The 24,780-nt window shown below is 66.2% G+C and carries 19 protein-coding genes; 8 read left to right on the plus strand and 11 right to left on the minus strand.

Annotated features, from left to right (window positions below):
* Positions 1-2: 2 nt before the first annotated feature.
* The 3 genes from C454_RS18550 to C454_RS18560 form a co-directional block, all read right to left on the minus strand.
* Positions 3-743: a helix-turn-helix domain-containing protein gene (locus tag C454_RS18550; RefSeq protein ID WP_004977998.1), complete on the minus strand. Its 741-nt coding sequence runs from the start codon at positions 741-743 to the stop codon at positions 3-5.
* Positions 744-1,095: 352 nt separating this feature from the next.
* Positions 1,096-1,788 carry a hypothetical protein gene (locus C454_RS18555; protein WP_004978000.1) on the minus strand — a complete coding sequence of 231 codons (693 nt, stop codon included), beginning with the start codon at positions 1,786-1,788 and terminating at the stop codon, positions 1,096-1,098.
* A 58-nt stretch (positions 1,789-1,846) separates the two neighbouring features.
* Positions 1,847-2,458, minus strand: coding sequence for a hypothetical protein (locus C454_RS18560; protein ID WP_004978001.1), 612 nt, complete (start codon positions 2,456-2,458; stop codon positions 1,847-1,849).
* A gap of 191 nt (positions 2,459-2,649) precedes the next feature.
* Between C454_RS18560 and C454_RS18565 the strand changes: the two genes are divergently transcribed.
* Together C454_RS18565 and C454_RS18570 are read left to right on the plus strand one after the other, a co-directional pair.
* Positions 2,650-2,889, plus strand: a complete 240-nt coding sequence (locus tag C454_RS18565) for a DUF7120 family protein (RefSeq protein ID WP_004978002.1) — start codon at positions 2,650-2,652, stop codon at positions 2,887-2,889.
* A 377-nt stretch (positions 2,890-3,266) separates the two neighbouring features.
* A complete protein-coding gene (locus tag C454_RS18570; RefSeq protein ID WP_004978003.1) occupies positions 3,267-4,565 on the plus strand; it encodes a carboxylate--amine ligase in 1,299 nt (432 codons plus the stop codon).
* A gap of 207 nt (positions 4,566-4,772) precedes the next feature.
* Here C454_RS18570 and C454_RS18575 read toward each other — a convergent pair whose 3' ends face one another.
* The 3 genes from C454_RS18575 to C454_RS18585 all read right to left on the minus strand — a co-directional run bounded on the left by C454_RS18575 (position 4,773) and on the right by C454_RS18585 (position 6,977).
* Positions 4,773-5,201, minus strand: coding sequence for a type II toxin-antitoxin system VapC family toxin (locus tag C454_RS18575; RefSeq protein WP_004978004.1), 429 nt, complete (start codon positions 5,199-5,201; stop codon positions 4,773-4,775).
* Positions 5,198-5,473, minus strand: coding sequence for a hypothetical protein (locus C454_RS18580; RefSeq protein WP_004978005.1), 276 nt, complete (start codon positions 5,471-5,473; stop codon positions 5,198-5,200). Before C454_RS18580 ends, C454_RS18575 begins: the two co-directional genes overlap by 4 nt.
* Before the next feature lie 73 nt (positions 5,474-5,546).
* Complete coding sequence (locus C454_RS18585) at positions 5,547-6,977, minus strand: twin-arginine translocation signal domain-containing protein (protein WP_004978007.1); 1,431 nt, start codon at positions 6,975-6,977, stop codon at positions 5,547-5,549.
* Positions 6,978-7,370: 393 nt separating this feature from the next.
* Here C454_RS18585 and C454_RS18590 point away from each other — a divergent pair, with 393 nt between their 5' ends.
* The 3 genes from C454_RS18590 to C454_RS18600 all read left to right on the plus strand — a co-directional run bounded on the left by C454_RS18590 (position 7,371) and on the right by C454_RS18600 (position 11,185).
* Positions 7,371-8,627, plus strand: a complete 1,257-nt coding sequence (locus tag C454_RS18590) for a polysaccharide deacetylase family protein (protein ID WP_004978008.1) — start codon at positions 7,371-7,373, stop codon at positions 8,625-8,627.
* Between the two features lie 322 nt (positions 8,628-8,949).
* Complete coding sequence (locus tag C454_RS18595) at positions 8,950-10,065, plus strand: glycosyltransferase family 2 protein (RefSeq protein ID WP_004978010.1); 1,116 nt, start codon at positions 8,950-8,952, stop codon at positions 10,063-10,065.
* A gap of 73 nt (positions 10,066-10,138) precedes the next feature.
* The gene (locus tag C454_RS18600; protein ID WP_049905296.1) at positions 10,139-11,185 is read left to right on the plus strand and encodes a DUF1616 domain-containing protein; all 1,047 of its coding nucleotides are present in this window, start codon (positions 10,139-10,141) and stop codon (positions 11,183-11,185) included.
* A 190-nt stretch (positions 11,186-11,375) separates the two neighbouring features.
* Here C454_RS18600 and C454_RS18605 read toward each other — a convergent pair whose 3' ends face one another.
* Together C454_RS18605 and C454_RS18610 are read right to left on the minus strand one after the other, a co-directional pair.
* On the minus strand, positions 11,376-14,135 hold the full coding sequence (locus C454_RS18605; RefSeq protein ID WP_049905297.1) for a hypothetical protein: 2,760 nt from the start codon (positions 14,133-14,135) through the stop codon (positions 11,376-11,378).
* Between the two features lie 456 nt (positions 14,136-14,591).
* On the minus strand, positions 14,592-16,112 hold the full coding sequence (locus tag C454_RS18610) for a lipopolysaccharide biosynthesis protein (protein WP_004978016.1): 1,521 nt from the start codon (positions 16,110-16,112) through the stop codon (positions 14,592-14,594).
* Positions 16,113-16,562: 450 nt separating this feature from the next.
* On the opposite strand from C454_RS18610, the gene C454_RS18615 reads away from it, so the two are divergent.
* Positions 16,563-16,889, plus strand: a complete 327-nt coding sequence (locus tag C454_RS18615; protein WP_004978017.1) for a NifU family protein — start codon at positions 16,563-16,565, stop codon at positions 16,887-16,889.
* A 204-nt stretch (positions 16,890-17,093) separates the two neighbouring features.
* On the opposite strand, the gene C454_RS18620 is transcribed toward C454_RS18615, so the two are convergent.
* Positions 17,094-18,896 carry a hypothetical protein gene (locus C454_RS18620; RefSeq protein ID WP_004978018.1) on the minus strand — a complete coding sequence of 601 codons (1,803 nt, stop codon included), beginning with the start codon at positions 18,894-18,896 and terminating at the stop codon, positions 17,094-17,096.
* Between the two features lie 302 nt (positions 18,897-19,198).
* Between C454_RS18620 and C454_RS18625 the strand changes: the two genes are divergently transcribed.
* Entirely contained in the window at positions 19,199-21,049 is a 1,851-nt protein-coding gene (locus C454_RS18625) for an asparagine synthase-related protein (protein WP_004978019.1), read from the plus strand.
* A 356-nt stretch (positions 21,050-21,405) separates the two neighbouring features.
* On the opposite strand, the gene C454_RS18630 is transcribed toward C454_RS18625, so the two are convergent.
* Together C454_RS18630 and C454_RS18635 are read right to left on the minus strand one after the other, a co-directional pair.
* Complete coding sequence (locus C454_RS18630) at positions 21,406-22,464, minus strand: glycosyltransferase family 4 protein (RefSeq protein ID WP_004978020.1); 1,059 nt, start codon at positions 22,462-22,464, stop codon at positions 21,406-21,408.
* Between the two features lie 226 nt (positions 22,465-22,690).
* A complete protein-coding gene (locus C454_RS18635; RefSeq protein WP_004978021.1) occupies positions 22,691-23,770 on the minus strand; it encodes a DUF354 domain-containing protein in 1,080 nt (359 codons plus the stop codon).
* A gap of 365 nt (positions 23,771-24,135) precedes the next feature.
* On the opposite strand from C454_RS18635, the gene C454_RS18640 reads away from it, so the two are divergent.
* Positions 24,136-24,723, plus strand: coding sequence for a metal-dependent hydrolase (locus C454_RS18640; protein ID WP_004978022.1), 588 nt, complete (start codon positions 24,136-24,138; stop codon positions 24,721-24,723).
* Positions 24,724-24,780: the final 57 nt, after the last annotated feature.

Below are 24,780 nucleotides of genomic sequence, written 5' to 3' on the forward strand. Positions count from 1 at the left end.
CGTTACGGAGTTGACTCCGCGTACTGGTTGAGGAGTTTCGCCTCGGCCTTCCGGAGATGTTCGAGCAGCGTGGTCTTCGAGATGTCGAGTTCGTCGGCCAGTTCCCGCGTCGTCGTCGCCCGCGGCCACGTGTAGTAGTCGCGCCGGCAGGCGAGTTCGAACACCTCGCGCTGGCGGTTCGAGAGCTTGTCCAGTTGGTGCGAGACGTGGTTCTTCGCGCCGGCGACGGAGGTGACCTTGGTGACGATGATTTCGGCCTGATTCGCCGCCTCCAGCGAGTCGAGGCGCTCGCGGAGGTCGGCCCGGTCGTCGGTGTCGATGACCGGCCAGTACTCCCATCCGTCGTCGACGCGGACGGGCGCGTCGTGGACGAAGCCGTGCGACAGAAGCGAGTCGGTCATGCTGTTTTCGGGGTCGTACTCGACCATCATCTCCCGCGTCGTGTTACCGACGTTCGACGCGCCGTTGTCGAACTCGTGGCGGGGGCTCAACTCGGAGACGGAGTCGGTCAACCGCGACCGCTCGGTCGCGCGGACGAAATCGTCGATGTCCTCGACCCGGTCGGCGTAGACCGTGAAGTGTCCCTTGACCGTGTCTTCGGGCGTGTTGTACACGGTGTGAGCGGTGACCCCGGCGTCGACGTTCTCCGTCACTTCCAGCGTCCAGCAGTCCGGGTGCCAGACCTTGAGCGTGAGTCTGGTCGGGCCCGTGAGTTCGGAATTCGGTGCGCTAGCGTTCGACATACGACGACGGTTTCGTCCCCGCGGCGTATATATTCAACCGACCATGGGAGGGCGGTATAGCCAACGCTCCCACCCGCGTTCGCCGACGGCTCCGAACCGAAGCCACGCATCAAACCCGAGAACAGACCGCTCGAATAGGGGCGAGTGAATTGCCGCAGACTCCCTAGAGACGGTACTGGACAACCCGGCGATGCGGGAGGCGCTCTCGGTCGTCGTGGAACGGTCGAAGGACACGACATCGACCCTTCGGGGTGGTCGGTCGTCTCGGACTCGACCGCCGCAAAGGAAGCCGAGTAGCCCCCGAGTCGACGGCGTTGGCGGCGTCGACGGTCGCGTTCGGTACCCGCGGCCCTCACTCCAGCGTGAGCGAGAAGCCCCACGTCGCCTCCCGTCTGTCGTCGTCAGCGGACCCCGAGAGCCCGCCAGTGGCGAAGTCAGCCTCGAAGCGGAACTCGCCGACCGGGAGACAGCTCACTTCCTCGTCCTCGGACTGGGCGACGCCGTAGAGGTTCAGCAGCTCCGACCGCGACTCGCCGGGTTCGAGCGAGAGAATCCGGTACTCCTCGGTCACGGCGATATGGTCTTCGAGCCGCCAACAGCCCGCCTCGGCGGGATACTCGCCGTCCGCGGGGAGGAAGATGAGGTCGTTCGTCGTGTCCGAGACGTACTGGAAGAAGACCGTTCTCCCCTCGCCGACCTCGACGACCTCGTCGCCGGTGTTCGTCAGCGTGATGCGGACCTGCGGCGGGTGGTCCTCGGTCGCGAGGTCCTCCGTTATCTCGATTTCGTGTTCGACGGGCACGTCGGGGTCGTCGTCGACGCCGACGAGCGAGATGCCGGGACCGCCGGACGGGCGGGTGCCGCCGGTGCCGTCGTCGGTGCCGTTTCCGTCCGGGAGGTCGTCCGTCGTGTCCGTCGGCTCGTCGGTCGTCTCGTCGTCAGTCGTCGCGCCGTCGTCCGACCCGCCGTCGCCGACGCAGCCGGCGAGGAGACCGAACGAGAGGAGGGCGGTCGAACCGAGGAAGGTGCGTCGTGTCAGGGACATACCCGTTAATCGTCGCGGACGGGAATAACCCTACGCGAGAGTCAAATCGCGATTTGAGTCACGGGGCGGCGTCGCGGTGGCTGCGGTAGTGCTCCCACTCCGCGTCGGTGCCGTAGTGGACGAGCAAGTCGGTCGCGGTCTGCTCTGCGACCCCCGACGCGCGCCTGAGCGCGGCGGTGTTCCGTTCGAGCACCGCGGCCGCGACGGCGTCCGCGCTCCCGAAGTGCTCGAAGAGCGCCCGCGAGACGCGGTCGCCGGCGTTGGGAACCGGCGCGCAGGCCGCCCGGATGCGCGCCCGTTCGGCCCGGTCGTCCACGCGGTCGACCCACGTCCGAACCCACGCGGCGACCGCCTCGCGGTCCTCGTCCGACGCCGGCGGCTCGAACTCGCGGACCGAGTCGTCGACGACGCCGCCGAACCGCGCCGAGACGGAGAGGCCGCCCGGATGCGGGAGGACGTGGACGCCCAGCGAGTCGCCGGGGTCGATACCGACGAGCACCGCGGGGACGGCCTTCTCGAAGCGGAGCGCGAAGTTCGCCGGCCGCGGCTCGCCGGGGGGATAGATGACCCACTCGTCGCTCGGCAGTTCGACGCGCTCCGGAAGCCAGCCGAGCTCGTCGCTCTCGGCGGGGGCGGCGTCCTCGGTCGCCGGGTCTGTGTCGCGTGTCACGTCGGTCCCTCGCTCGGGGGCGTCGGAAATCGACGCCGTTCGTCGCGTGGACGGACTGACCGGGCGCTGATAAGACACGCGGTTACGACTGCCGGGCGACGCGGACTGTCACGCGGAGCGACCGATTACCACGCTCGGCACGAACTACTCACACCCGGCCGCTCAAGTACATCGAGCACGAACGCGTCTCTATGCCCGTCGTAGAAGTCAATCTCCCGGACGAACTGCTCGTCGAGTTCGAACAGCTCGTCGACGAAGAGTTCATCAGCGAAGAACAGGCCGTCGAGGAGCTCCTCTCGATGGGAATGGACGCCTACGGTGCCCCCGTCGACGACGAGGACGGCGTCCAGTCCGACTTCGTCCAGAGCGCCCAGAACAACCTCTTCGACACCGCCGGCGACCCCGGCGGACTCGACGACGACGTGCTCTGAGGCGGCGACGCTCCGCCTGAACCGTCGGCACCGCGGCACCGCGCCGAACCGAACCGTTCTCGGACGAGAGCGTCTGCCTCGCCGACTCGGCAGGTCCGCTGACCGTGGAGACCATCTCTCTCGCCCCGGTATGCTGTGGATAACCGAGGCGAAACCGTCGGTTTTCTCGACTCTCACGAATCGAATCCGGTCGGGCGCGTTCGAATCCGCAGTTCGGTCGGCGACGCGACGAACCCCCGACGGCGCAGTCTGACCCCGTCGCGGACGGCCGCCCACGCTCTGACCCCCGAGTCGAGCGGTCAGAACCGACTCCCGGCACCGACCCCGAACCCGTTAGCGGACCCATACTAATTCCGTCACCGCGCGACGGTTCAGGCATGTCCAAACGCGCGCACGCCCGGAACTCGGTGCTCGTTCCGTCGGGCAACTACACTTGCATCCGGTCGCTCGGCGAGCGGGGAATCCACACGGTGATGGCCTCCGAACACGACGACACGCCGGCGGCCTCGTCCCGATTCTGCGACGAACTCGTCCGCATTCCCGCCCCGAAAGACGACCTCGTTGCCTACAAGGACGCCCTCGTCGGCATCGCCGCCCGACCGGACGTGAAGACCATCATCCCGACGCGGCCGGAAGACGGCTACATCTTCTCGAAGTACCTCGACGAGTTCGAGCAGTACGTCGACCTCGTCGTCCCCGACTTCGAGACGCTCCGCCGGGTCCACGACCGAAAACTCCTCTACGAGGCCGCCGTCGAGGCCGGCGTCCCCATGCCGCGGACCCGCCTGTTCAGCGAGGTCGAGGCGTTCGACGAGCCCTCGATTATCAAGCCGCGGTACAACGTCGTCGCCGGCGAGTACGTCGACAGCTACGACCCCCACGAGTACGACATCGTCAAGAGCGTCCGCCACGTCCGCCCCGGCGACCGCCCGGACCCCGACGAGATATACGCCGAGATGAAACACGACCCCATCGTGCAGGACTACGTCCCGACCGAGGACAAGTACATGTTCGCGGCGCTGTACGACCACGGCGAGCCCCTCGCGACGTTCCAGCACCTCCAGATTCGCGGGAACTCCTACACCGGCGGCGGCGGCGTCTACCGGACTTCGGTGTACGACCCCGAACTCGAATCCGTCGCGCGGAAGCTCCTCGGCCACATCAACTGGCACGGCCTCGCGTGCATCGAGTACCTCAAGGACGCCGAGACGGGCGAGTTCAAACTCATCGAAATCAACCCCCGGATGTGGCAGTCGCTCCCCTCGACCGTCCGCGCGGGCGCCGACTTCCCGTACTACTACTGGCTGCAGGCGACCGGGCAGAAACACCGCATCGAACCGGGGTACGAACTCGGCGTCGGCACCCACTACCTCTGGGGCGAACTCGGCTACGTGATGAGCGTCCGCCGCGACGACTCGCCGCTCGTCGAGCGCCCGTCGCTCGCCAAGACCGTCTGGGAGGTCGCCGCCTCCATCTACCACGAGCCGAGATTCGACCTCGCGCGACTCGACGACCCGGTTCCCTTCGCCCGCTACGTGCACCACGCGCTGTTCAACCGGGGCGGCGACGAGACCGAAGAGGAACCGACCGCCGACCGCGACGGTGACGGAGACGAGTCGGAAGAACCGAGGACCGGCATCACGCTGACGCCGGGGCTCAACTTCAGGGGTCGCTGAGCAGACTGGGTGTCGGTGCGCCGCCGCTCGCCGCGGGGCTGTTTGAATTCCGAGCGCGTGCCGAAGTGGCGTGCTGGGCGGAGAGGATGTCGTCAGACAGTAGTGATTTTATTCCGCGTAGAATTTTATGAAAATCCAGTTGATAGGTATGTCAAAGAGTAGGTGAGCCGCCAACGACTCGGCTCGAACAGGTCGGAGAAGACACCCCTAGTATCTCGGTTCGATGCGGTCGACGAGCCCATCGAAATCCGTGTCGAAACTCAACACGGCGTCGATGCCACGCGACTCGCACAGCGAGACGATGGTCGCATCGGTGAAGCTGAGGTCGTGGTCCTCGTATCGACGGAGCGTCTCCAGCGACGCCCGGACGTCGTCCGGTTCGACGTGAATCAGCTCGAACACGTTCGGAAACGGTTCCTCGCCGAGAATGCGACTGGCGACGGTATCCGCAGCCTCGAACGAACCCGTTCGAGCGCGCGTGAGCGTTACCGTCTCGTCGAGGACGTAGTCGTTCGTGTACGGCTGTCCGAACTCCCCGTCGAACAGTTCGTCGAACGCGCTGACGGCTTGGTCGTGCCGGTCGGCATCCGTATCGTGGTGCGCGAAGAACACGCCGGTATCGACGAGGACGCTCATCCGTACAGCACGTCGTCGATGTCGTCTTCCGTCGTCGTGACGCCGGACGAGACCATCCCGTCGTGGAACTGCTCGCGCTCGGACTCCGAAAGCGGGACACGCTTCTCGCGGAACGAGTCGATGAGGTCCGCCTTGGACTCGACGGCGTTCTCGACGAGCCGCGCCAAGACTTCCTGCTGCGTCACTCGCGTCCCGGTCTGCAGCCGAATCTCGGCCTGTAACCGTTCGAGACGAGATTTCGTGTCGTCGTCCATCTTCACCGACGTGGCCATGTTCGCTGGTAGAACATGCTACTGGGTAAGGTTTGCTACCAGTCTGACTGGAGAAATACGGACCGGCGTCGGCTCACTCGTCGCGGAACGCGCAGGTCGCGGTGTAGGACACGTTATCGAGCAGGAGTTCGACGCCGCGGGTCCGGGTCGGCGGGCCGCTGACGTTGATGCTGGATGACTCGACGGCGCAGTTCGACGCGCGGTTGACGAGCACGCCACCGACCCGGCCGTTCGGCAGGTGGATACAGCTATCGACGATGCGGGAGCCGTTTCGGTTCTCGTCGACGACGACCGCCGAGCCGTAGGGTTGGCTCTCGCACGCCCCCGAGATGGTGACGTTGTCGAGGACCATCCCCCACGGCTCCCGCGCGATGTCGGTGTCGACCGGTCCCGCGTAGATGGTCTGGACGCCGGTGTCGTTGACGATGCGGCAGTTACGCAGGGTGAAGCCGCCGTGGCTCCCGTACGTCGGGGCGGTGATGATGCCCGGAGAGGAGGGACTCGACCGGAAGATGAAGTCGCAGTCCTCGATGAGAACCCCCGTGTAGCCGTGGCCCGTCGAGTCGATGCGGAGGCCCTCGGGACTGTCGAGTCTGTCGCCCTCCCGCGCGTGTTCGTTGAGGTTGTCGGCGTCGACGATGACCGTCGCGCCCTTGATCCACGAGGTCTTCGTGGGGTGGTCGCCCGCGGAGATGCGCATGTTGGTGTTGTCGTTGTTCTTGAACAGGCCGCCCTCGACGCGGAGGACACCGCGGGTGTGGGTCGCGCGGAACGACGACGACCCGCGCTGTTCGATGTGGCAGTCTATCATCCTGACCTCGCCGACCGACCGCTCGGTGATGCGAATCCCGGCGACGCCGTTCGGGTAGCCGGGGAGCGCCGCGCCCTCGCGCATGTAGACGCGACGGATGACGTTGACGCCCTCCACCGAAGTGCAATCGAAGAGGAGCAGTTGGTCGCGCGCGTGGCTGTCCGTGGGGGTTCGACCGAGCCACTCGACGTCCTCGATGAGCGCGCCGTCGTCGTTGGCGAGCCAGATGTCGGCGCTCGTGGTGTCGTCGTCGGTCTGCTGGACGGAGAAGTTCTTCAGGACGTGGTGGTCCCCGCTCGTGATTCGGAGCATCCGGAACCGCTCGCCGGGGTCCGCCGGCGGGAAGACGAACTGCACGTCCTTGTGGGAGTCGCCGAGGCCGACGAGTCGGAAGTTCGAGACGCCGCGGTCCCAGTCGTGCTCGCGGGTGATGAGGTAGTCGCCCGGCGGGAACTCGACGGCCGTGTCGTCGCCGTACACCCCGTCGAGGATGTCGTCGACCGGCTCTTGGCCCGTCGGGTCCATCCCGAGGTCGTCGACCGCGTCGAAGACGGTGAGGTCCGGTTCGGGCGTCGGCGTCTCCTCGGTCGTCGGCGTCTCGGTCGGCGTCTCCTCGTCCGGCGTGTTACAGCCGGCGAGCGCGGCACCGATGCCGACCGCGCCGAGCGTCTTCAGGTAGGTTCTGCGATTCACCGGCGACCACCCGCGTGCTCGGGGCGTTCCCGGTGACTGTCGGGCGTCCGTCGAGCGTCGGGGCCGGGTCGCCTCGAAGGGCGAGACGAGAGTTGGAGAGAGAGGGACCGACGTCGGTTACACATGTTTCCCGTCAGTTGGACCGGGGAGGTGATTGGTAAACGGTGTGTAACCGCGGGTGGCGGGGAGAAAGCCCCTGAATTCGGGCGGGTCGACGGCGGCGAAACGGGCGAGAGACTGTGCGAAAGGACGGGTCAAAATCGGCGACAGTCGCGGTTTCCGACGCCGTCAGTCCGTGGCTACGGAAATTACGAGTGGCATTACTATCGACTCGTGACGACAGTTATCCGTATGAAACTATCACGGCGTTCGTATCTTGGACTGAGCGCCGCCGTGCTCAGCGGCTGCGTCGCGAGGGGCGGTGAATCGGCCGGTACTCCCGAGGCGACCGCGACGAGCGAGCCACCGGTCCCGACGCCGCGGTTCAGCTACGACGACCCGAGCGTCGACGCGGCGGGCGACCCGCTGGCGGTCGCGTTCAACAGCCGAGAGCGGTTCAGAGACGTTGGATGGCTCGTCGACGACTTCGAGGACGAACGGCTCTGGGGGACGTTCGCGGGGCGGTACGCCGTCGAAGAGGACGTCGTCTACTGCGGGACGCAGTCGCTCCGGCTCGAAGCGACGCCGGACGACGAGCGGGTGTGGATTTACCGGACGTTCGAGGACGGTATCGACCTCTCGGAGGCCGACCTCTCGCTGGCCGTCAACCTCGAAACGCCCGACACCGAGGGCATCACGGTTCGCCTCGCCGCGCCCGACTACGACAACACGCTGCTTCTCGGTCGGCACATCTGGAAGGCAGGCTGGCAGCGCCTCGACCTCGGTCCGCAGCGCGTCACCGGGTCGCCGGACCTGACGAACGTCACCGAGATAAGCATCCAGCTGTACACCGGCGGTGGCACCGCGGCGCGGTTCTACGTCGACTCGCTCCGGGCCAAACCGCGGGCCGGCGCGGGGTCGGTGATGATAACGTTCGACGACAACACCCTGAGTCAGTACGACACGGCGTATCCGATACTGGAGTCCCACGGCTTCCCCGGCGTGGTCGGCGTCATCCCGTGGACCGTCGGGTCGAGCCACCGCATCCCGCGGTCGGGGATGGACGAGATGGTCGAGTCGGGGTGGGACATGGTGAGCCACCCCCAGCAGTCGGACTCGTTCCGCGTCCTCTCGCCGGCCGACCAGCGCGCGAGCATCAGGGAGTCGAAGGCGTGGCTCGTCGAAAACGGGTTCGAACGCGGGGCCGACTTCATCATCTGGCCGTACGGCCGGTACAACGAGTCGGCGCTCGACGTCGCGAGCGACTACCACTACCTCGGGTTCGTGACCGTCGGGGGGCCGACCGGCGCGATATCCGACCCGCAAATCGTCGGCCGGACCGACGGCGACGACGTGCAGAAGGCGAAGAAGGCCCTCGACTTCGCCGCCCAGTACAACCAGCTCGCGGTGCTCATGTACCACGACGTGACCGGAGAGGGACGCTCCGTCAGCCCGGCGGCGTTCGCCGAGACGATGGACTACATCGACGAACTCGGGCTGGACGTGGTCACCGCGTCGAGCTACTGGGACTCGATCCGAGACACCATCTGACGCCGCGGTTCGCCCGGTACGCCGGCCCGAGTACGGCGACATGCTGCTTTTCAAGACAGTCTCGACGGACGTGATACGGATTCGATTAGTCGCGGTTTCGTGAACGTTAGACAGCCGTTCTAACCGTCCTAAACGCCTGAAATTCGGCTTTACATACGTGTTGCTGACGACTAACAAAGACCCGAACGGCCCAATCACCGGATCGAAGTATCGATGTTCCTACGCACTCTCCAACTCGATTCGCGGCCGCGGGACGACACGCCCGGCGGCGGCGGACCGGTCGACACGCCGCGTTCAACACAGGGGTCGCACGCGAGGGGCGATGTACCGCGGTAACGCCGTCGGCGTCGTCGTGCCCGCGTACAACGAGGCGCGGTTCGTCGGCGGCGTCGTCGACACGCTCCCCGCGTTCGTCGACCGCGCGTACGTCGTCGACGACCGCTCGACCGACGGGACGTGGGAGGAGATTCGGCGGCACGCGGCGCGCGCGAACGAGCGAGCGGCCGAACCGGTCGTCGCCGCGGCCGACGGCGGCGCGTCGCTCGACGGGCGCGTCGTCCCGATTCGACACCCGGTCAACCGCGGGCGCGGCGCGGCCGTCAAGACCGGCTACGAGCGCGCTCTCGCCGACGGGATGGACATCGTCGTCGTGATGGACGGCGACGGACAGATGGACCCGGATATCATGCCCGCCATCATCGACCCCGTCGTCGACGGAGACGCCGACTACGCCGTCGGCGACCGACTCGCCGCGCGGGACACCCGCCGGGGAATGCCGCCGTGGCGACTGTTCGGCAACCTCCTGCTGTCCGGGCTGACGCGCATCGCCAGCGGCTACTGGCACATCCGCGACCCGCAGAACGGCTACACGGCCATCTCGGCGGAGGCGCTCTCGGAGCTGGATTTCGACCGGCTGTACGACCAGTACGGCTTCCTGAACGACCTGCTCGTGAACCTGAACGTCGCGGAAAAGCGCGTCGCCACCGTGCCGATGCGCGCGCGCTACGGCGACGAAGAAAGCGGTATCAGGTACTCGACGTTCGTTCCCGGGCTGTCGTTCCTCCTGCTCAGGGACTTCCTCTGGCGGCTCCGCGTTCGATACCTCGACGGCGGCGTTCACCCGGTGGCCGTCCTCTACGCGCTCGGCGTCGTGAGCGTCCTCGCCGGCGCGCTCCGACTGGTCGGCGGGGTCGCGTCGAAGGACCGACCGGGCCGGCAGTCTCTCACCGGACTCCTCGTCGGCCTCGGGTCACTCGGCGGCGCGATGGTCCTCGACAGCCGCGAGAACGAACGGTTGCGAGTCGCGGCGGAGCCGTCCGCGTCGTTCGAGCGGAGCGCGTCGAACGGGGCACAGCCGTCGTCCCGCGTCGACGGTGCCGACGAGACCGACGAGAGAACTGAGAAGGGGCCAGACGGCCGCGAGATAGTCGGGAGTTAGTCACCTCGTACCGCCGAAATCAGGGGTGTGAGGCGCTCAATAACAACAGCCTAGTCGCGTCATCTAGCCGGTAATGGGGTCTACATCACACAGCAAAGGACGGTTGAACCAGGCACTCGACGAACTCTCGTTGGACGTGCCCACTGCGCTCCTCGTCGTCGTCTCGAGTAGCCTCGTCGCGGTTCTCGACGTTGTTCCGACCGTCCAAGCCCTCGTCGGACTCCCCGTGCTGCTGTTTCTTCCCGGTTACGCGCTGTTGCTCGCGCTGTTTCCCGCCGGGTCGTCGGGCAATCCGGGCGAGGGACCGTCGTTCGGCCGGTTCGAGTGGCAGCCGGACCTCAGCCTCACGGAGCGATTTGCGCTCGCTTTCGGGATGAGCGTCGCGCTCTTGCCGGTGGTCGGGCTGGCGCTCCTCTGGGCTGGCGTCGGACTGAACGCCGCGCCCGTCCTGCTCGCGCTGTCGGCGATCATCGTCGGCGGTCTCGCCGTCGGCGAGGTGCGGCGGCGACGACTCCCCGAGGGAGAGCGCTTCCACGTCCCGATTCGGCGCTGGTACGCCGACGTGGTCCGGTCGTTCGACCAGTCCTCGCGGGTCGACTCGCTCCTGAACGTCGCGCTCGCGTTCGCCGTCCTCCTGGCCGTCGCGAGCCTGAGCTACGCGCTCGTCGCACCGGGGACGGGCGAGTCGTATTCGAGCCTGTCGCTTCTCACGCAGGACGCCGGCGGCGAGTTCGTCGCCGCCGACTACCCCGAGGAGCTGACGGTAGGCGAGCAGACCGAACTGTTCGTCTCCGTCGCGAACGCCGAGGGGGAGGCGACGAGCTACACGCTCGTGGCCGAACTCCAGCGCGTCGAGCGGACGAACGGCGAGACGACGGTCGTCGAGCGACAGGTGCTCGGGTCGCGGACGGAGACCGTCGCGGACGGCGAGACGTGGCGGACCCGCCACACGTTCACCCCGGCGCTGACCGGCGAAGACCTCCGGCTCACCTACTTCCTGTACGAGGGCGACGCGCCGGCGGAACCGAGTACCGACACGGCGTACCGCTCGGCGTACGTCTGGCTCACCGTGACCGAGGAACCGACCGAAGACGCAGCCGCCGGCGACGACGCGGCATAACCGCGTCGTACTGGCGTCCGAACTCGGTCCTCGACGTACTGCGTCGCCGAACGCGGCGGTCGCTCGGACGCGCGGGGAAAACGGAGAAAAACCGCGTCGAAGCGCGAAAATTGGGTGCCTCTGTCGCCTGCGGCGTCACCGCGCGAGCGACGCGCCGTCTACTGTTCTGCTAGTCTGCCGTGCTGTCGTCTCAGCCGTCGTTGTCTTCGAAGGTCAGCGCCGCGTCGCCGGTCAGGTTCATCTTCCTGATATCACCCGAGAACCGGAAGGCGTCGACGCCGTCCGTGACAGAGCCCTTCACCTTGCCGCTGGTGACGCTGTCGTCGCTCTCGATCGCCCCGACGAGCGGGTCGTTCAGGATGTCGCCGGAGACCATGAAGTCGTACGTCGTCTCCGTGCCGTCGCCCTCGACCACGAGGGTGTTCGGCAGCGAGAACACGCTGGGGTCGACCCGCGTGCCGTTGACGTAGACCTCGGCCTCGCCCTGGAGGAACGACAGCGACGTAATCGTGCCCGTGAAGGTGTACGTGTCGTCGACGCCCTCGGTGGTCACCCACCCCGTCGCGGAGCTTTCGGACACGTCGTCCCACTCCTCGATGGTGTCGCCCGAGGCTTCGAGCGTGCCGCTGACACTGACTTCGTACTGCGTCTCGACGCCGGTGCCGACGAGGCGCAGTTCGTTCTGGCTGTCGGTGGAGTCGTCGGTCGAATCCGTCGAGTCGTCCGTGCTCGAATCCGTCGAGCCATCGGTCGAGGAATCGGTCGTGGCGTCGGTGACCGTGCTCTCGGTCACCTGCTCGCCGTCGACGTAAATCTCGGCCTCGCCTTCGACGAAGCCGAAGGAGGTGACGCTTCCCGCGAAGTTGAACGTGTCCTCGACGCCCTCGGTCGTAATCCAGCCGCTGGCGGAGGTGCCGTCGATGGTGTCCCACGTCTCGACGGTGTCGCCCGAGGCTTCGAGCGCGTCGCTGACGGTGAACTCGTAGTTGGTCTGCGTGCCCGTGCCGACGAGTCGAAGCTCGTGCGAGAGGTCGGTCGTCGAGTCCGTCGTCGAATCGTCCGTCGAATCCGTCGAGCCGTCCGTGCTCGAATCGGTCGAGGAATCGGTCGTGGCGTCGGTGACCGTGCTCTCGGTCACCTGCTCGCCGTTGACGTAAATCTCGGACTCGCCTTCGAGGAAGGAGAACGAGTCGACGTCGCCGGAGAACGTGTAGGCGTCCTCGACGCCCTCGGTCGTAATCCAGCCGGTCGCGGTGCCGCTGGAGATGTCGTCCCACTCCTCGATGGTGTCGCCCGACGCCTGCAGCGAGTCCGTCACGGTGAACTCGTACTGGGTCGTCGTGCCCGTGCCGACGAGGCGAATCTCGTTCGGGAGGGGTTCGGTCGTCGAGTCGTCCGTCGAGTCCGTCGTCGAATCGTCGGTCGTCGAATCCGTCGAGTCGTCCGTGCTCGACGAGTCGCCGCCCGTGCTGTCGTCGGCGCTCGGGAGCGGACAGGAGTCGCTGCTCGTGATGTTGCTCGTGTCGACGTCGGAGCCGCTGAACACCGTCGCCTGCCCGGAGACGTTGATGTTCGAGTCCAGAATCTCGCAGTTCGTGGCGTCGTTGACGAGGACGCCGTCCACGTCGCCGTTCGGGAAGTGGATACAGCTGTTCTGGACGGTCGAGCCGTTTCGGTCGTTGTCGATGCAGACCGCCGCGCCGGCGGGCTGGGACCGCGTACTCCCCGTGATGGAGACGTTCTCGAGGTTCACGCCCCACGGCTTGTCCGCGGTGTCGGTGTCGACGGAGTCGGCGTGAATCGTCTGGACCGACGTGTCGTTCTGGATGCGGCAGTTACGCAGGGTGAAGCCGCCGTGGCCGGCCCACGTCGGCGACGAGACGATACCGCGCGAGGTGGGACAGGACTTGAAGATGAAGTCACAGTCCTCGATGAGGACGCCGGCGTAGCCGTTGCCGGTGGAGTCGATGCGGAGGCCCTCGGGGCTGTCGAGGCTGTCGCCGTCGCGGGCGTGCTCGTTGAGGTTGTCCGCGTCCATGATGACCGTCGCACCCTTGATCCACGAGGTCTTCTCGGGGTGGTCGCCCGCGGAGATGCGCATGTTGGTGTTGTCGTTGTTCTTGAATAGGCCGCCCTCGACGCGGAGGACACCGCGGGTGTGGGTCGCGCGGAACGACGACGACCCGCGCTGTTCGATGTGGCAGTCGACGAGGCGAATCTCGCCGACGGAACCGCCCTGCACGCGGATACCCGCGACGCCGTCGGGGTAGCCGGGGAGTTCGGCACCCTCGCGCATGTAGACGCGGCGGGCGACGTTGACGCCGTCGACGGAGGAACAGTCGTACGCGAGGAGCTGGCGGCGAGCGTTGTTGTCGGTGGGGGTGCGGCCGAGCCACTCGACGTCCTCGATGAGGCCGCCGTCGTCGTTTATCATCCAGATGTCAGCCGTGGTGGTGTCGTCGTCGGTCTGCTGGATGGAGAAGTTCTTCAGGACGTGGTGGTCCCCGCTCGTGATTTCGAGGAACCGGTACTTCTCGCCGTTGTTGCCCGACGGGAAGACGAACTGCACGTCCTTGTGGGAACTGCCGGTGCCGACCATCCCGAAGCGGGAGACGTCGTCGTTCCAGTACTGCGTCTCGGTGGCGAGATACTCACCCGGAGGGAATTCGATGAGCGTCCCGCTCCCGTACGCGGCGTCGAGTTGGTCGTCTATCGGTTCGTTTCCGTTGGGGTCCATTCCAAGGTCGTCCACCGCGTTGACGACGCGGTCCCATTGGATACCGAAGCGCTCCTCTGGTCCAGACGCAGCCGACGCGACGCCGGCAGAGAGGGCAGTCGATGCGGCCATCGCACCGAGTTTGAGGTAGTTCCGCCTGTTGAGTTGCGATTCGAGGATGGAGTCTGAATCCGCCGCAGATTCGTCGTCATCTCCATCGGTTAGTCGTACCATACCCGAGGAAAGCCCTCGTTAAGGTGATAATCATTATTGCGAGGTATAATCGGGTTGGCTACGATTACTTGCGGGATTGATTCGGATGGAGGCCAGTTAGTTACCAGTTGCATTCCAAAGACACACCTTATATTCTTGCGAAAAAATATCAACTAGATATGTATATTCGACCAGGTCGGCAGTCAAAAACGACCACTTAATCGGTACTATACGGGTCAAATCGGCATCCGGTGTCGAATCGGAATCGGACCGTGAAACGTCTCTCCTCGTCAGATAATCAATCTATGAACTGGTAATTACGCTCCCACCGAATCTTGCGAGGGCGTTCGTTTCACCGCACCCACATATTCTGACGGGGTTCTGATAGTTTTGATTCACGGTCGAGGTTCAGCTAGCAATGAGAGTCAGTCGAATCGACCACTCGCCGGGTTCCGGTGGGGCGGCCGAACGCCCGCCTCACTTCGACATCACCGAGACGAGTTCGCGGAGGTTCTGTTTGACCCGCCAGTCGAAGAGCGTCATGAGCGACGCCGCGCTGACGGCGTAGGCGACGACGCCGATGGCGACGAGGAGCGCGAACTCGACGAGGGGCGACCCGACGCGGTTCTGCGCCGCGAGGACCGCCAGCGCCATCGCGCCGCTGGCAGCGACGGGGTACGAGAGTTCCCGGAGGAACCGTCGGTACGTCGTGCCGAGCGTTCGTTTCATCTCGCGCGCGTAGAGCGGGACCATCGGGAACGCGAGGATGCCCGTGACCGCGAGGGCGGTCCCTTCGATGCCGTAAGCGCTCGTCGCGGGGACGATGGCTATCGCGAGCAGGGCGACGCGGAGGAAGCCGAGTTTGGTCTGGACGTCGGGGCGGCCGACGGCGCGCCAGACGGGGTTGAACGTCGCGAAGAGCGTCCGAAAGAGCCCGTAGGCGACGAGAATCTGCATGGCGAGCACCATCGGGAGCCAGTCCTCACCGAGGAACGCCCCGACGAAGGCGGGCGCGACGAGGTAGATGCCGACCGACATCGGCAGCGCGACGAAGGCGGTGAGCCGGAAGGTGCTGAAGAACGCCTCGCGGAGGGCGCGTTGGTCCTCCTGAAGCTTCGAGTAGGTCGAGAACATCACGCTGGAGACGACGACGGCGATTTCGGTCGCCGGCGCGTTGGAGATGCGGTAGGCGAGCTGGTAGTAGCCGAGCGAGGTCGCCGTCAGGAGCCAGCCGACGACCGCGTCGTCGCCCTGTCCGTAGAGGAACTCGACGATGGACGACCCCGTGACCCACTTCCCGTAGCCGATGAGTTCGGCGGCGTACGCGCGGTTCAGCGCGGGGCGCGGGCGGTACGGGTGCAGGAAGTAGGTCGCGACCGACCGGACGCTGGCGTCGGCGAGGTAGCCGAAGATGAGCGCCCAGACCGTCGGGCTGACCGCGGCGTAGCCGAGCGCGACAACGACGTAGGCCGTCGTGCCGCTGACCCGGTAGGCGAACTCCTTGTGGAACGCGAGGTCCTTCTTGAAGTAGACCATCGCGGGGTTCCGCAGCGCGAGGAAAATCGGGACCAGGGCGATGGCGCGGATGAGGTCCCGCGCGGCGGGCTCGCCGAACAGCGAGGCGAGCGACGGGGCGGCGAGGTAGAGAATCGAACTCATCAGCAGGCCGCGGAGGAGTTCGAGCGTGAACGTCGTGTTCAGGTACTCGTCCACGTCGTCGTCGACGCGCTGGATGAGCGCGGCGTCGATGCCGAGGTTCGTCAGACTCAGAAGCGCCGAGATGGTGAGGAGCGCGATTCCCATCAGCCCGATCGCCTCCGGGCCGAGCAGTCGCGCGAGGACGATGAACATGACGACCTTCAGCACCCGGTCGAGGACGTTCATCGCCGAGACCCACATCCCGCTTTTCACCGTCCGCTCCGTGAGGTCGCTGTCGTCGTCGCCGGGGACGAACCGGCGGCGAATCGTCCGGACGACCGAGCGAATCTTATCTCTCATCGAACGCACCTCGCGGGTCGCCGCTTCGGCGAGGACCCGGCGTATTCACGAACGGTAACACTCGGCTACACATCGGCTCAGGAGCCGATTAATTATTGACTCGCTACTGGATTCCGGCGGGGTCGCGGTTCCCGCAGGCGCGAGAATTAGGCGCCGTTTGACGGGGGAGGAAACGAGCGGTCGGGCGGTGGGGGGCGACGAGCGGCGAGACCGAGTCGGCGGCTCGAAGCCGTGCGGTGACATTCAGCACACACCGATGAGCGCGAGGAATATGCGTGCCGGCTCGGAAGTTGAAAATCGCGGTGTTTTAGGGTGCTCGAAAAGTGATAAGAATCCGAGTTCAGAAAGTTCGTGTGGCCTAAAACTACCACACAAGCCCTGAATCCCTCGTATTTAGGCACCCCTAATAACCCAGATTTATTACAAATGGGGCCGTATCGACGAACGCCTATGAGCGCGCAATCACTCGAACGGCAGACACGGAACTACCTGAGCAACAACGTCCCGCAGATTCAGGAACACGGCGGGCACTTCGAAATCGAGGACGTGAACGACGAGACCGGGGAGGTCACCATCGCCATCGGCGGCGCGTGCTCCGGATGCGGCATCGCGCCGATGACGATGAAGGCCATCAAGAGACGCATCGCCGACGAGGTCGACGACGTGTCCTCGGTGACCGTGCGGCGGGCGGGCGGCCCGCGGGCCGCCGTGATGCCGTCGAAGACGGACGAGATGGACCAGATGGAAGAGTACGAGGACTACAGCCCGCCGTTCTGAGCCGGTGGGCCGTCGACTTCCCTCACCGTTTTTCTGACCCGCCGCTCGGCGGTGGCCGCGACGCGACCGCGACGCACTCGGATCCGAGAGATGCGTCTCCGGTTCGAAGCGGAGGAACCGAGGGAGAGAAATAGCGGCAGCACCGGCAAATCGACGGTCCCAGAACCGGTGTCGTCGTGAAACGAAAAATCGGACTCCGTGCCGCTACCCGGACACGTAGTAGAGGTCGGCCGAGCCGTTCGACATGACGCGGTTCACGTTGGGCTGATTCTGAACGGCTGTGAGATTCGCCGCGGAGTACCGGAGTTCGCGGTACGCGACCACCTCGCGGTCGTAGTCGGTCTTCGAGACCATCAGATACCGCGGCCCGTCGTAGTAGCTCGGCAGGTCGGTGAGCGCCTCGTCGGGCGTCGTGAAACCGAGCGCCGGCGTGGTTCGCTCGGGAAGCGCCTCGGCGAAGCGGTCGGGGTTCCCGCGGATACCCACGTAGCGGATGTCCTCGTCGGACATCTCGAAGGCGGTGTCGTACGCCCCCATCTGCTGGGCGGGGACGTGGTTCGAGGGGAGGTAGATGTACGGCGACGGGAACATCACCATGAGCGTGAGCCCGATGACGAGCGCCGTCGCGACGGGCGCACCCGCCTTGACCGCCGTCCCGTACTTCGACCAGTAGCTCGTCCCCGCGAGCCACTCGAACGCGTAGAACAGCCCGACGCTCCCGACGATGGTCGCGATAATCATCGCGAAGCCGACGTGGCGGAAGAAGAAATTCGTCTCCGAGATGACGCCGAGGAGGTGCGCGAAGAAGTACGGCACCAACACGACGAGGCTGAACGTCAGCGTCCGCAGGACCGACCGGCCCTGACCCGACAGCTTCGGGAGCCGCCCGAACAGGACGCCGAGGAAGACGCCGAAGGTAATCAGGGCGTACACCGCGTTCACGAGGAACAGCTTCACGAACACGTCGAAGATGCCGCCGCCGACGGCGGTCACGGAGCCGGTGCGCTGGGAGATTGCCGTTCCGGCCTCGGAGCTTCCCGAGAGAATCCCGAGCACGCCCTCGACGAACAGGCCGCCCGTCGAGAAGCCGACCGTGTACTGGGTCAGCCAGTAGACGAACGCCGCGGCGAAGACGAGCGTCAGACCGTAGACCGGTCGCTGCTCGGCCACGGCGTCCGGGGTCCGCCAGCGCTGGACGAGTTGGATGGCCGCGGCGACGGCGAACAACACGAGGTAGTTGACGGCGACCTGCAGGTGGTACGACACCAGCGCGACCGTCCCGATGGCGAACAGGACGGAGACGGGCGTGACGTGGCCGCGCCACCGGCCCTCGACGGCGTCGGTGCCGGAGAACTGGTGTTTGAAGAAGAGGTACAGAAGCACCAGTCCGAGGAACGACGCCAGCGAGTAGGGGAAGAACATGAGCTTGAACCCGTTGAGGTTCACCGGCAGGAACAACAGCGCCGAGAACACCGCGATGAGGACCGCCCGGCGGTCGGGGACGACGAGCGAGACGATGAGCGGGACGAACACGAGGTAGACGACCGAGACGAAAAACACCACGAGCATCATCGCGGTGGTGATTTCGACGCCGAGGGCGGCGCTGAACATCCCAGCGGAGACGTGACCGCTCGGGTAGACGATTTCGAGCGGCGTCAGCGTCTCCGAGACGAGCGACTTCGCCCAGCCGAGGTGCGTCAACGAGTCGTTGAACCCGTAGAAGTAGTACTCCCGGACGAGCGGAAGCGCTGAGACCGCGGCTATCGCGAGGGCCGCCAGCCCCACCCCACCGACCGCGAACCGACTGTTCGGGGCGCGAACGACCACGACCAACGCGGTCAGCACCGCCACCGCCACGCCGACCCAGAAGACCACCGGAGTCGACTGGTAAATCGAGACCTCGTACGCGCGCGCCGGCGACGCGCGAGCGACGAGGATACCGACGGCTATCGCGAGAAATCCGACGAGGAGGAGTGTTCTCGTGAGCCGCGAATCACGTTGCTTCATCCCGTGAGAGAAGGCGAGTAGCGTAGTTTGTTATTGAGAATGTAATCGGTGTCTGCGGACGGTATGGGCGTTCTTCCCCGCGTCTCGCGCGGTCAGCAACCGAAGCGTCGGGCGTCGAGGGGGCCGTCCGAGACAGAGACCCGTTCGAGCCTCGGTTCCGGTCGGTTCGACGGCGCTCGACGCCGCCGCGCGACGTATAGGCGCGTGATAACAAAACCCGACGCACGCGGATATCGGGCAACGATGTCACTCACAGTAGTCACGCCACAGACCGCCGAGCGAACCGGACGCGAGGGTCTTCGATGACCGGCTTCGTCGGCGGCGCGCTCGACGCGGCGACGCTCGACGCCTGCGCGGCCGAACTCCACCACGAAGACTGGTACGAGTCGGCGACGCGGTCGACCGGCCGCTTCGGCGTCTCGGTCCTCCACCACGGCGCGAGAGACCCCAAGGGCTGTACCGTCTGGGAGGACGGCTCGCGCGTGGGAGCCATATACGGCGCGGTGACGAACCTCGACGAACTCGCCCTCGACGCCGACGGGCTGTTCGACCGACTGTTCGAGGACCCGCACGCGCTCCTCCCCGAGCTCGACGGCTCGTTCCTCGTCGTCGGCGTCGACGGCGACGACGAGCGCGTCGTGCTCGCCAGCGACAAACTCGGGACGCGACAGTGCTTCTACGTCGCGGGCGAGCCGTTCGCCTTCGGGACGGAAGTCGGGGCGCTGACGACCCTCTTGGACGACCCGCAGGTCGACGAGCGCGCCATCAGCGACCTCCTCATGATCGGGCACGTCTGGGGCGACAAGACGCTCGTGCGGGGCGTGAAGTTCCTCCCCTCGGGGTCCGTCCTCGACTACCGGGCCGACACGGGCCCCGAAATCGAGTCGTACTGGCACCACACGTTCGAACAGAGCCCCGACGACTCCTACCTCGACGACCTCACCGCGGCCTATCAGGACGTCATCGCCGACATGGCCGACACGATAGACGGCGACATCGGCCTGTGGCTCTCCGGCGGCCTCGACAGCCGCTCGATGGCGGGCGAACTCAGCCGCTACCACGACCTCACGACCTACACCTACGACTCGAACCCCGCGAACGGGAGCAACCTCGAACTCGCCGCGAAGGTCTCGGAGGTGCTCGGCCTCGAAAACAGGCGCGTGCCCGTCGAGTCGAACGCGCTCGTCGACTCGCTCGACAAGTCGGTCCAGCTGACGAGCGGGATGGTCGGCCTCTCGACGTTCGTCAACCTCGCGAACGTGTTCAACATCGAGGACATGCCCGACGTGCTCATCGAGGGCTGCGGACAGGGCGGAATGATGGGCGACGGCATCGGCCGGGCCGCCGTCGAGGGAAGCAAATCCCCCGAAGCGGCGCTCTACCGCGCGAAACACCGCATCGACGTGGACGACGCCCGCCGGCTCCTGCGGACCGAGTTCGACCCGATGACGACCTACCGCGAAGAGGTGCGCAAGAGCGACCAGCCGGACCTCTACAGCACCGCGATGGACTGCTACTACCGCAACTACTTCCCGCGGTGCGACTTCGCCAGCAACCCCATCGCCGAGAGCCAGGCCGGCACGCGGGTCCCGTTCAGCGACACCGAGTTCCTCCGAGCCGTGACGCGGATGCCGCTGTCGCACCGCGTCGGCTCGATTCCGTTCACCAACGGGAAGATTCCCGCCGGGACGGCCTACCCGAAGGTCGAACTGGTCCGCCGCCTCGACGGCCGGCTCGCGGACATCCCCTACGAGCGGACGAAGGTCCCGCCGGCGCGCCCGATGTGGCAACACGCCGCCGGCTTCGTCGTCGGCACCTCCGTCGACCGCATCCGCGAGCGACTCGTCGGCGACGTGCACACCTACGGCGGCCGCTCGACCATCGGCGACTGGTACCGGACGAACCGCGCGCTCCGCGAGCGCATCGACGACCTGCTCGACTCCGCCTGCGAGCGCCCGTACTTCGACGCCGACGAGATTCGACGCCTCCAGCGCGAGGAACTCACGGGCGAGGCCGAACACATGAGCGCCATCTCCGGCATCATCACCGGCGAACTCTGGGTTCGCAAGTACATCGACCGCAAGGGCCGCGGCGTCGGAGAAGGTGCCGCGAGCGCGACGGAAGCCGAAGACGCGCCGCAGCCGGCCGACTGAGGCCGGGCGGGCCTCTCAGAACTCTTTTTAGTCTGTCTTCGGTCGTGAAGAAAGATGATCCGTGTCTGTCGACGGCATCAACGCCCTCGGACGTAGGCAGTAGACGCCGACGCCGAAAGCGAGATGAGGCTTGCCCCAAGAGAAACAGTTGCTCATCGGGTAAACTCCCGAGGGGAACTCCTGACATCTGAGCGACGGTTTCAGCAGAAACCTTGTTGACTGAAGCCATCAGTCGCCGAACTCCTCGCGTGCGCCGTCAGCCGCGTGTCGCGGAGCCCGCGTGTCGTCCACGAACCGAGCCCGGAGAGAACTATCTACGGCGGGAAACGGTACCGACGCAAAAACAGACTCCGACGCTACGCCGCCTCGGCGTACATCGCCACCAACTCGTCCGCGTTCGACTGCCACGAGTAGCGCTCTTCGATGACCGCCCGATTCGTCCGGCCCATGCGGACGGCCTCCTCGGGGTTGGAGACGAGTCGCGCGAGCGCCCGCGCCAGCTCTTCGGCGTCGCCGGGTGCGACGAGAATCCCGCGGTCGTCGGTGATGACCTCGGGGATGCTACCGACGGGCGTGGTCACGATGGCGTTGCCGCCGGCCATCCCTTCGAGCATGGCGATGGGGAGCCCCTCCGCGTAGGTCGGGAGGACGAACACCGTCCCGCGGCTGATGAGGTCGCGCTTGTCTTCCTCGGAGAGGAAGCCGAGGTACGAGACGTTGTCGTGGGCGGCGGCGACCGCCTCGGCGCGGTCGGCGTGGGGGCCGCGACCGCCGATGCTCACCTCGAAGTCGAGGCCGGGCGTCGATTCGAGTATCTCGATGGCGTCGAGGAACTCGCGGATACCCTTGCGCTCGATGAGGTTCGAGACGAAGACGAGGTGGACGGGGTCGGTCGGGTAGGTCGGGTCGTACTCCGCGGGCTCGACCGCGTTGGCCATGACGTGGACTTTCTCCTCGCCGGCGAGCCGGGAGACGAGGCCGCGCCAGTACTCCGAGAGGACGACCACGTCGTCGACGGCGTCGAAGACGAGCGATTGGAGTCGGCGGACGGCCCGCGAATCGGTCGCGAGGAAGTCGTCGAACGACGAGCCGTGGATGTGGAGGACGACCGGAACCCGCCAGACGTACTTCGAAAACAGCGTGAAGAACGCCGCGCGGTAGAACGAGTAGGTGTGCGACGAGTGGACGTGAACGATGTCCGGGCGTCGCTGGAAGGGAAAGAGAACGACGGCGATGAGCGACGAGAGGAGCATCCGTGCCGCGAGTTCGAGTCCCTCGCCCTTCGGCGCGGTGTAGCGCGTGTAGACGCGAACGTCCATCCGGTCTTCGAGGTAGCGACGCTGTTCGGTGATGTATCGGTCGATGCCGCCGGTTCCTTTCGGACCGACGATGAGGAGTGTTTGCTTGGGCTTCATGGATTGGTTCTGGTTGGTTCCGCGGGTCGTGGTCGGGGTATCCCGAGTCCGAGTCACGAGACGCGTCGAGGCGGGCGCGGGCGCGCGCCGGCCGATGCGCGAAAATTGGGCGGTTCGGCGGTTAGTTATGGGTCGATTGACCGCCTCCGAGGGCGTGGGGGAATCAGAGGCGGTTTCGATTACGCCGGACGCCGGCGGCGTGAAGTCGGCGATGGCGCGACGGCGACTACGCCGGGACTGTGTGTCGCGTCAGCGAGTCGACCGTCTCGACGGAGCCGTAGTTCAGCGCCACCTGGACGATGACGTCGGTGAGATTGACCTTGTCCGCGAGGAACGCGTCGCGCTTTTCGGCCCAGCGGGTCTTCGCGCCGTCGTCGTCGAGGAGTGCTTCGGCGCGGGCCATCACGTCGTCGAACGACTTGAGGTTGGAGATGAGCCCCTGTCGTTCGAGTTCGACGAAGTTGCCCATGTCGTCGTCTCCGACGAAGGAGTTCGACCGGATGGCGGGCGTCCCGAGCAGCGCCGCCTCGGTGACCATGGTCTGAGTGTCGGCGACGAGCAGGTTCGCCTCGGCGAGCACGTCGTGGACGAGCGCGGGGTGGAAGTCGAACGGCCGGGTGTCGAGGTCGCCGTCGCGGCGCTCCTCGCTCTCGTCGAGGACGAAGACGGTCGCGCGCTCCCCCAGCATCTCGATGAGTTCGCGGCGGCGCTCGGGGGTAAAGCCGCCGTGGCCCACGTCGTGGTGCGAGCCGAACGCGTTGAACCGGACGACGACGAACTTCTCGTCGGGGTCGAGACCGAGTTCGGCGCGGATGTCCACCGAGGGCTCGTACACGTCGGGGTGGAGGTAGGCCGTCTCTTTGAACCCGCGGAACTGGTAGTGGTTGTCCGCGAGGTCCTTCCCGAAGGTGTGGGGCGTCAGAATCGCCTTGGCGAACGGCCGGGAGACGACGTGGTCCAACGAGGTCGGCTCGGAGTCGAGGACGAGGACCACGGGCGTCCGCGAGACGGCCCCGGCGTGGGCCGCGTAGCCGCCCATCCCGAAGATGAGGTCGGGCTTGAACCGCCGCACGGCGCGGAAGATGTTGACGTAGTGGAACGGGAGCGACTTGAAAAGCGAGTACTTCGTCGTCCCGCAGGAGCCGTACATCTCGTGCGGGAGGTCGTAGTACTCGAGCAAGTCCTTGGTACAGCCGTAGTCGCGGCCGAGGACGAGCACGTCGTGACCCATCGCCTGAAGCTCTCTGACGGCGTACTTGTAGAGGTGAACGTGCGCGGGCGTGTTGGTGAAGAACAGGTATCGCATACTCTCTGGAGATGCCACGCGCCCCGCGGGAGTAGTTATACGGCGTCTACCCGCCGCCGCCGCTCGAATCGACGCCGACTTCCGGCGGCGAAAACCGCCCCGAGGCGGTTACAGTCGCCATAACAAAACCCGGACGAGCACACGGGTCCCCTGACCGGGCGCTCGCGCGCCGTTTCGCCCAACACCGCGTCCGACGCGGACGGAAACCACGTCCTCCACAGCCGACCCGACGCGCCCGACACACACCAGATGTTTCAGACACGTACCCCCACTATCACCCCGCGACGACGAACCGCCGACAGAGAACCGCCGACGCGGACGCAATCGACCGAGACCACGGGCCAACCGACCGGGAGCGACCGCTGATGTTCCCGTGGGAGCACGCCGCCGTCGGCTACATCCTCGTCTCGCTGTGGGCTCGGGCGACCGGCCGAAAGCTCGACGGCTGGGCCGCGCTGGCGGTGCTCGTCGGGACGCAGTTCCCCGACCTCGTCGACAAGCCGCTTGCGTGGTCGTTCGGCATCCTGCCGAGCGGTATCTCGGTTGCGCACTCGATTCTCGTCTCGGTGCCGGTCTCGATACTCGTCGTGGCCGTCGCGCGGCGCTACGGGGCGGCCACGGTCGGCGTCGCTTTCGCCCTCGGCTACCTCTCGCACATCCCCGCGGACCTGCTGTACAACGGCTTTTTCTTCGGGAACTACGACGTGATTCGGGCGTTCCTGTGGCCGCTGTCCCACGGGAGCGAGTCGTCGATGGGCGGCTTCCTCGCCCAGACGTGGTTCTACCTGCGCCGCTTCGTCGTCTTCCTCGGCCGACCCGAGGCGTGGGTGCTGGTCGCGTTCGAGCTCGCGTTGCTCGGGAGCGCCGTCTGGCTCTGGCTCGGCGACGGCGCGCCCGGCGTGGAGCTTCTCAAGCGCTCCGTGACCGGAATCCGCCGCGGCGTTACGAAGTGACTGCGACCGGATTTCGGGCGGCAATCACTCCATAACAAAGCCCTCACCGAGACTGAA

The sequence above is a fragment of the Haloferax gibbonsii ATCC 33959 genome (assembly GCF_000336775.1).
Classification (GTDB): Archaea; Halobacteriota; Halobacteria; order Halobacteriales; family Haloferacaceae; genus Haloferax; species Haloferax gibbonsii.

Coding starts and splice junctions, on each gene's coding strand:
- C454_RS18550 (WP_004977998.1), bottom strand. CDS start 743: ATGTCGAACGCTAGCGCACCGAATTCCGAACTCACGGGCCCGACCAGA.
- C454_RS18555 (WP_004978000.1), bottom strand. CDS start 1,788: ATGTCCCTGACACGACGCACCTTCCTCGGTTCGACCGCCCTCCTCTCG.
- C454_RS18565 (WP_004978002.1), top strand. CDS start 2,650: ATGCCCGTCGTAGAAGTCAATCTCCCGGACGAACTGCTCGTCGAGTTC.
- C454_RS18570 (WP_004978003.1), top strand. CDS start 3,267: ATGTCCAAACGCGCGCACGCCCGGAACTCGGTGCTCGTTCCGTCGGGC.
- C454_RS18575 (WP_004978004.1), bottom strand. CDS start 5,201: ATGAGCGTCCTCGTCGATACCGGCGTGTTCTTCGCGCACCACGATACG.
- C454_RS18580 (WP_004978005.1), bottom strand. CDS start 5,473: ATGGCCACGTCGGTGAAGATGGACGACGACACGAAATCTCGTCTCGAA.
- C454_RS18595 (WP_004978010.1), top strand. CDS start 8,950: ATGTACCGCGGTAACGCCGTCGGCGTCGTCGTGCCCGCGTACAACGAG.
- C454_RS18600 (WP_049905296.1), top strand. CDS start 10,139: ATGGGGTCTACATCACACAGCAAAGGACGGTTGAACCAGGCACTCGAC.
- C454_RS18605 (WP_049905297.1), bottom strand. CDS start 14,135: ATGGTACGACTAACCGATGGAGATGACGACGAATCTGCGGCGGATTCA.
- C454_RS18610 (WP_004978016.1), bottom strand. CDS start 16,112: ATGAGAGATAAGATTCGCTCGGTCGTCCGGACGATTCGCCGCCGGTTC.
- C454_RS18615 (WP_004978017.1), top strand. CDS start 16,563: ATGAGCGCGCAATCACTCGAACGGCAGACACGGAACTACCTGAGCAAC.
- C454_RS18620 (WP_004978018.1), bottom strand. CDS start 18,896: ATGAAGCAACGTGATTCGCGGCTCACGAGAACACTCCTCCTCGTCGGA.
- C454_RS18625 (WP_004978019.1), top strand. CDS start 19,199: ATGACCGGCTTCGTCGGCGGCGCGCTCGACGCGGCGACGCTCGACGCC.
- C454_RS18630 (WP_004978020.1), bottom strand. CDS start 22,464: ATGAAGCCCAAGCAAACACTCCTCATCGTCGGTCCGAAAGGAACCGGC.
- C454_RS18635 (WP_004978021.1), bottom strand. CDS start 23,770: ATGCGATACCTGTTCTTCACCAACACGCCCGCGCACGTTCACCTCTAC.
- C454_RS18640 (WP_004978022.1), top strand. CDS start 24,136: ATGTTCCCGTGGGAGCACGCCGCCGTCGGCTACATCCTCGTCTCGCTG.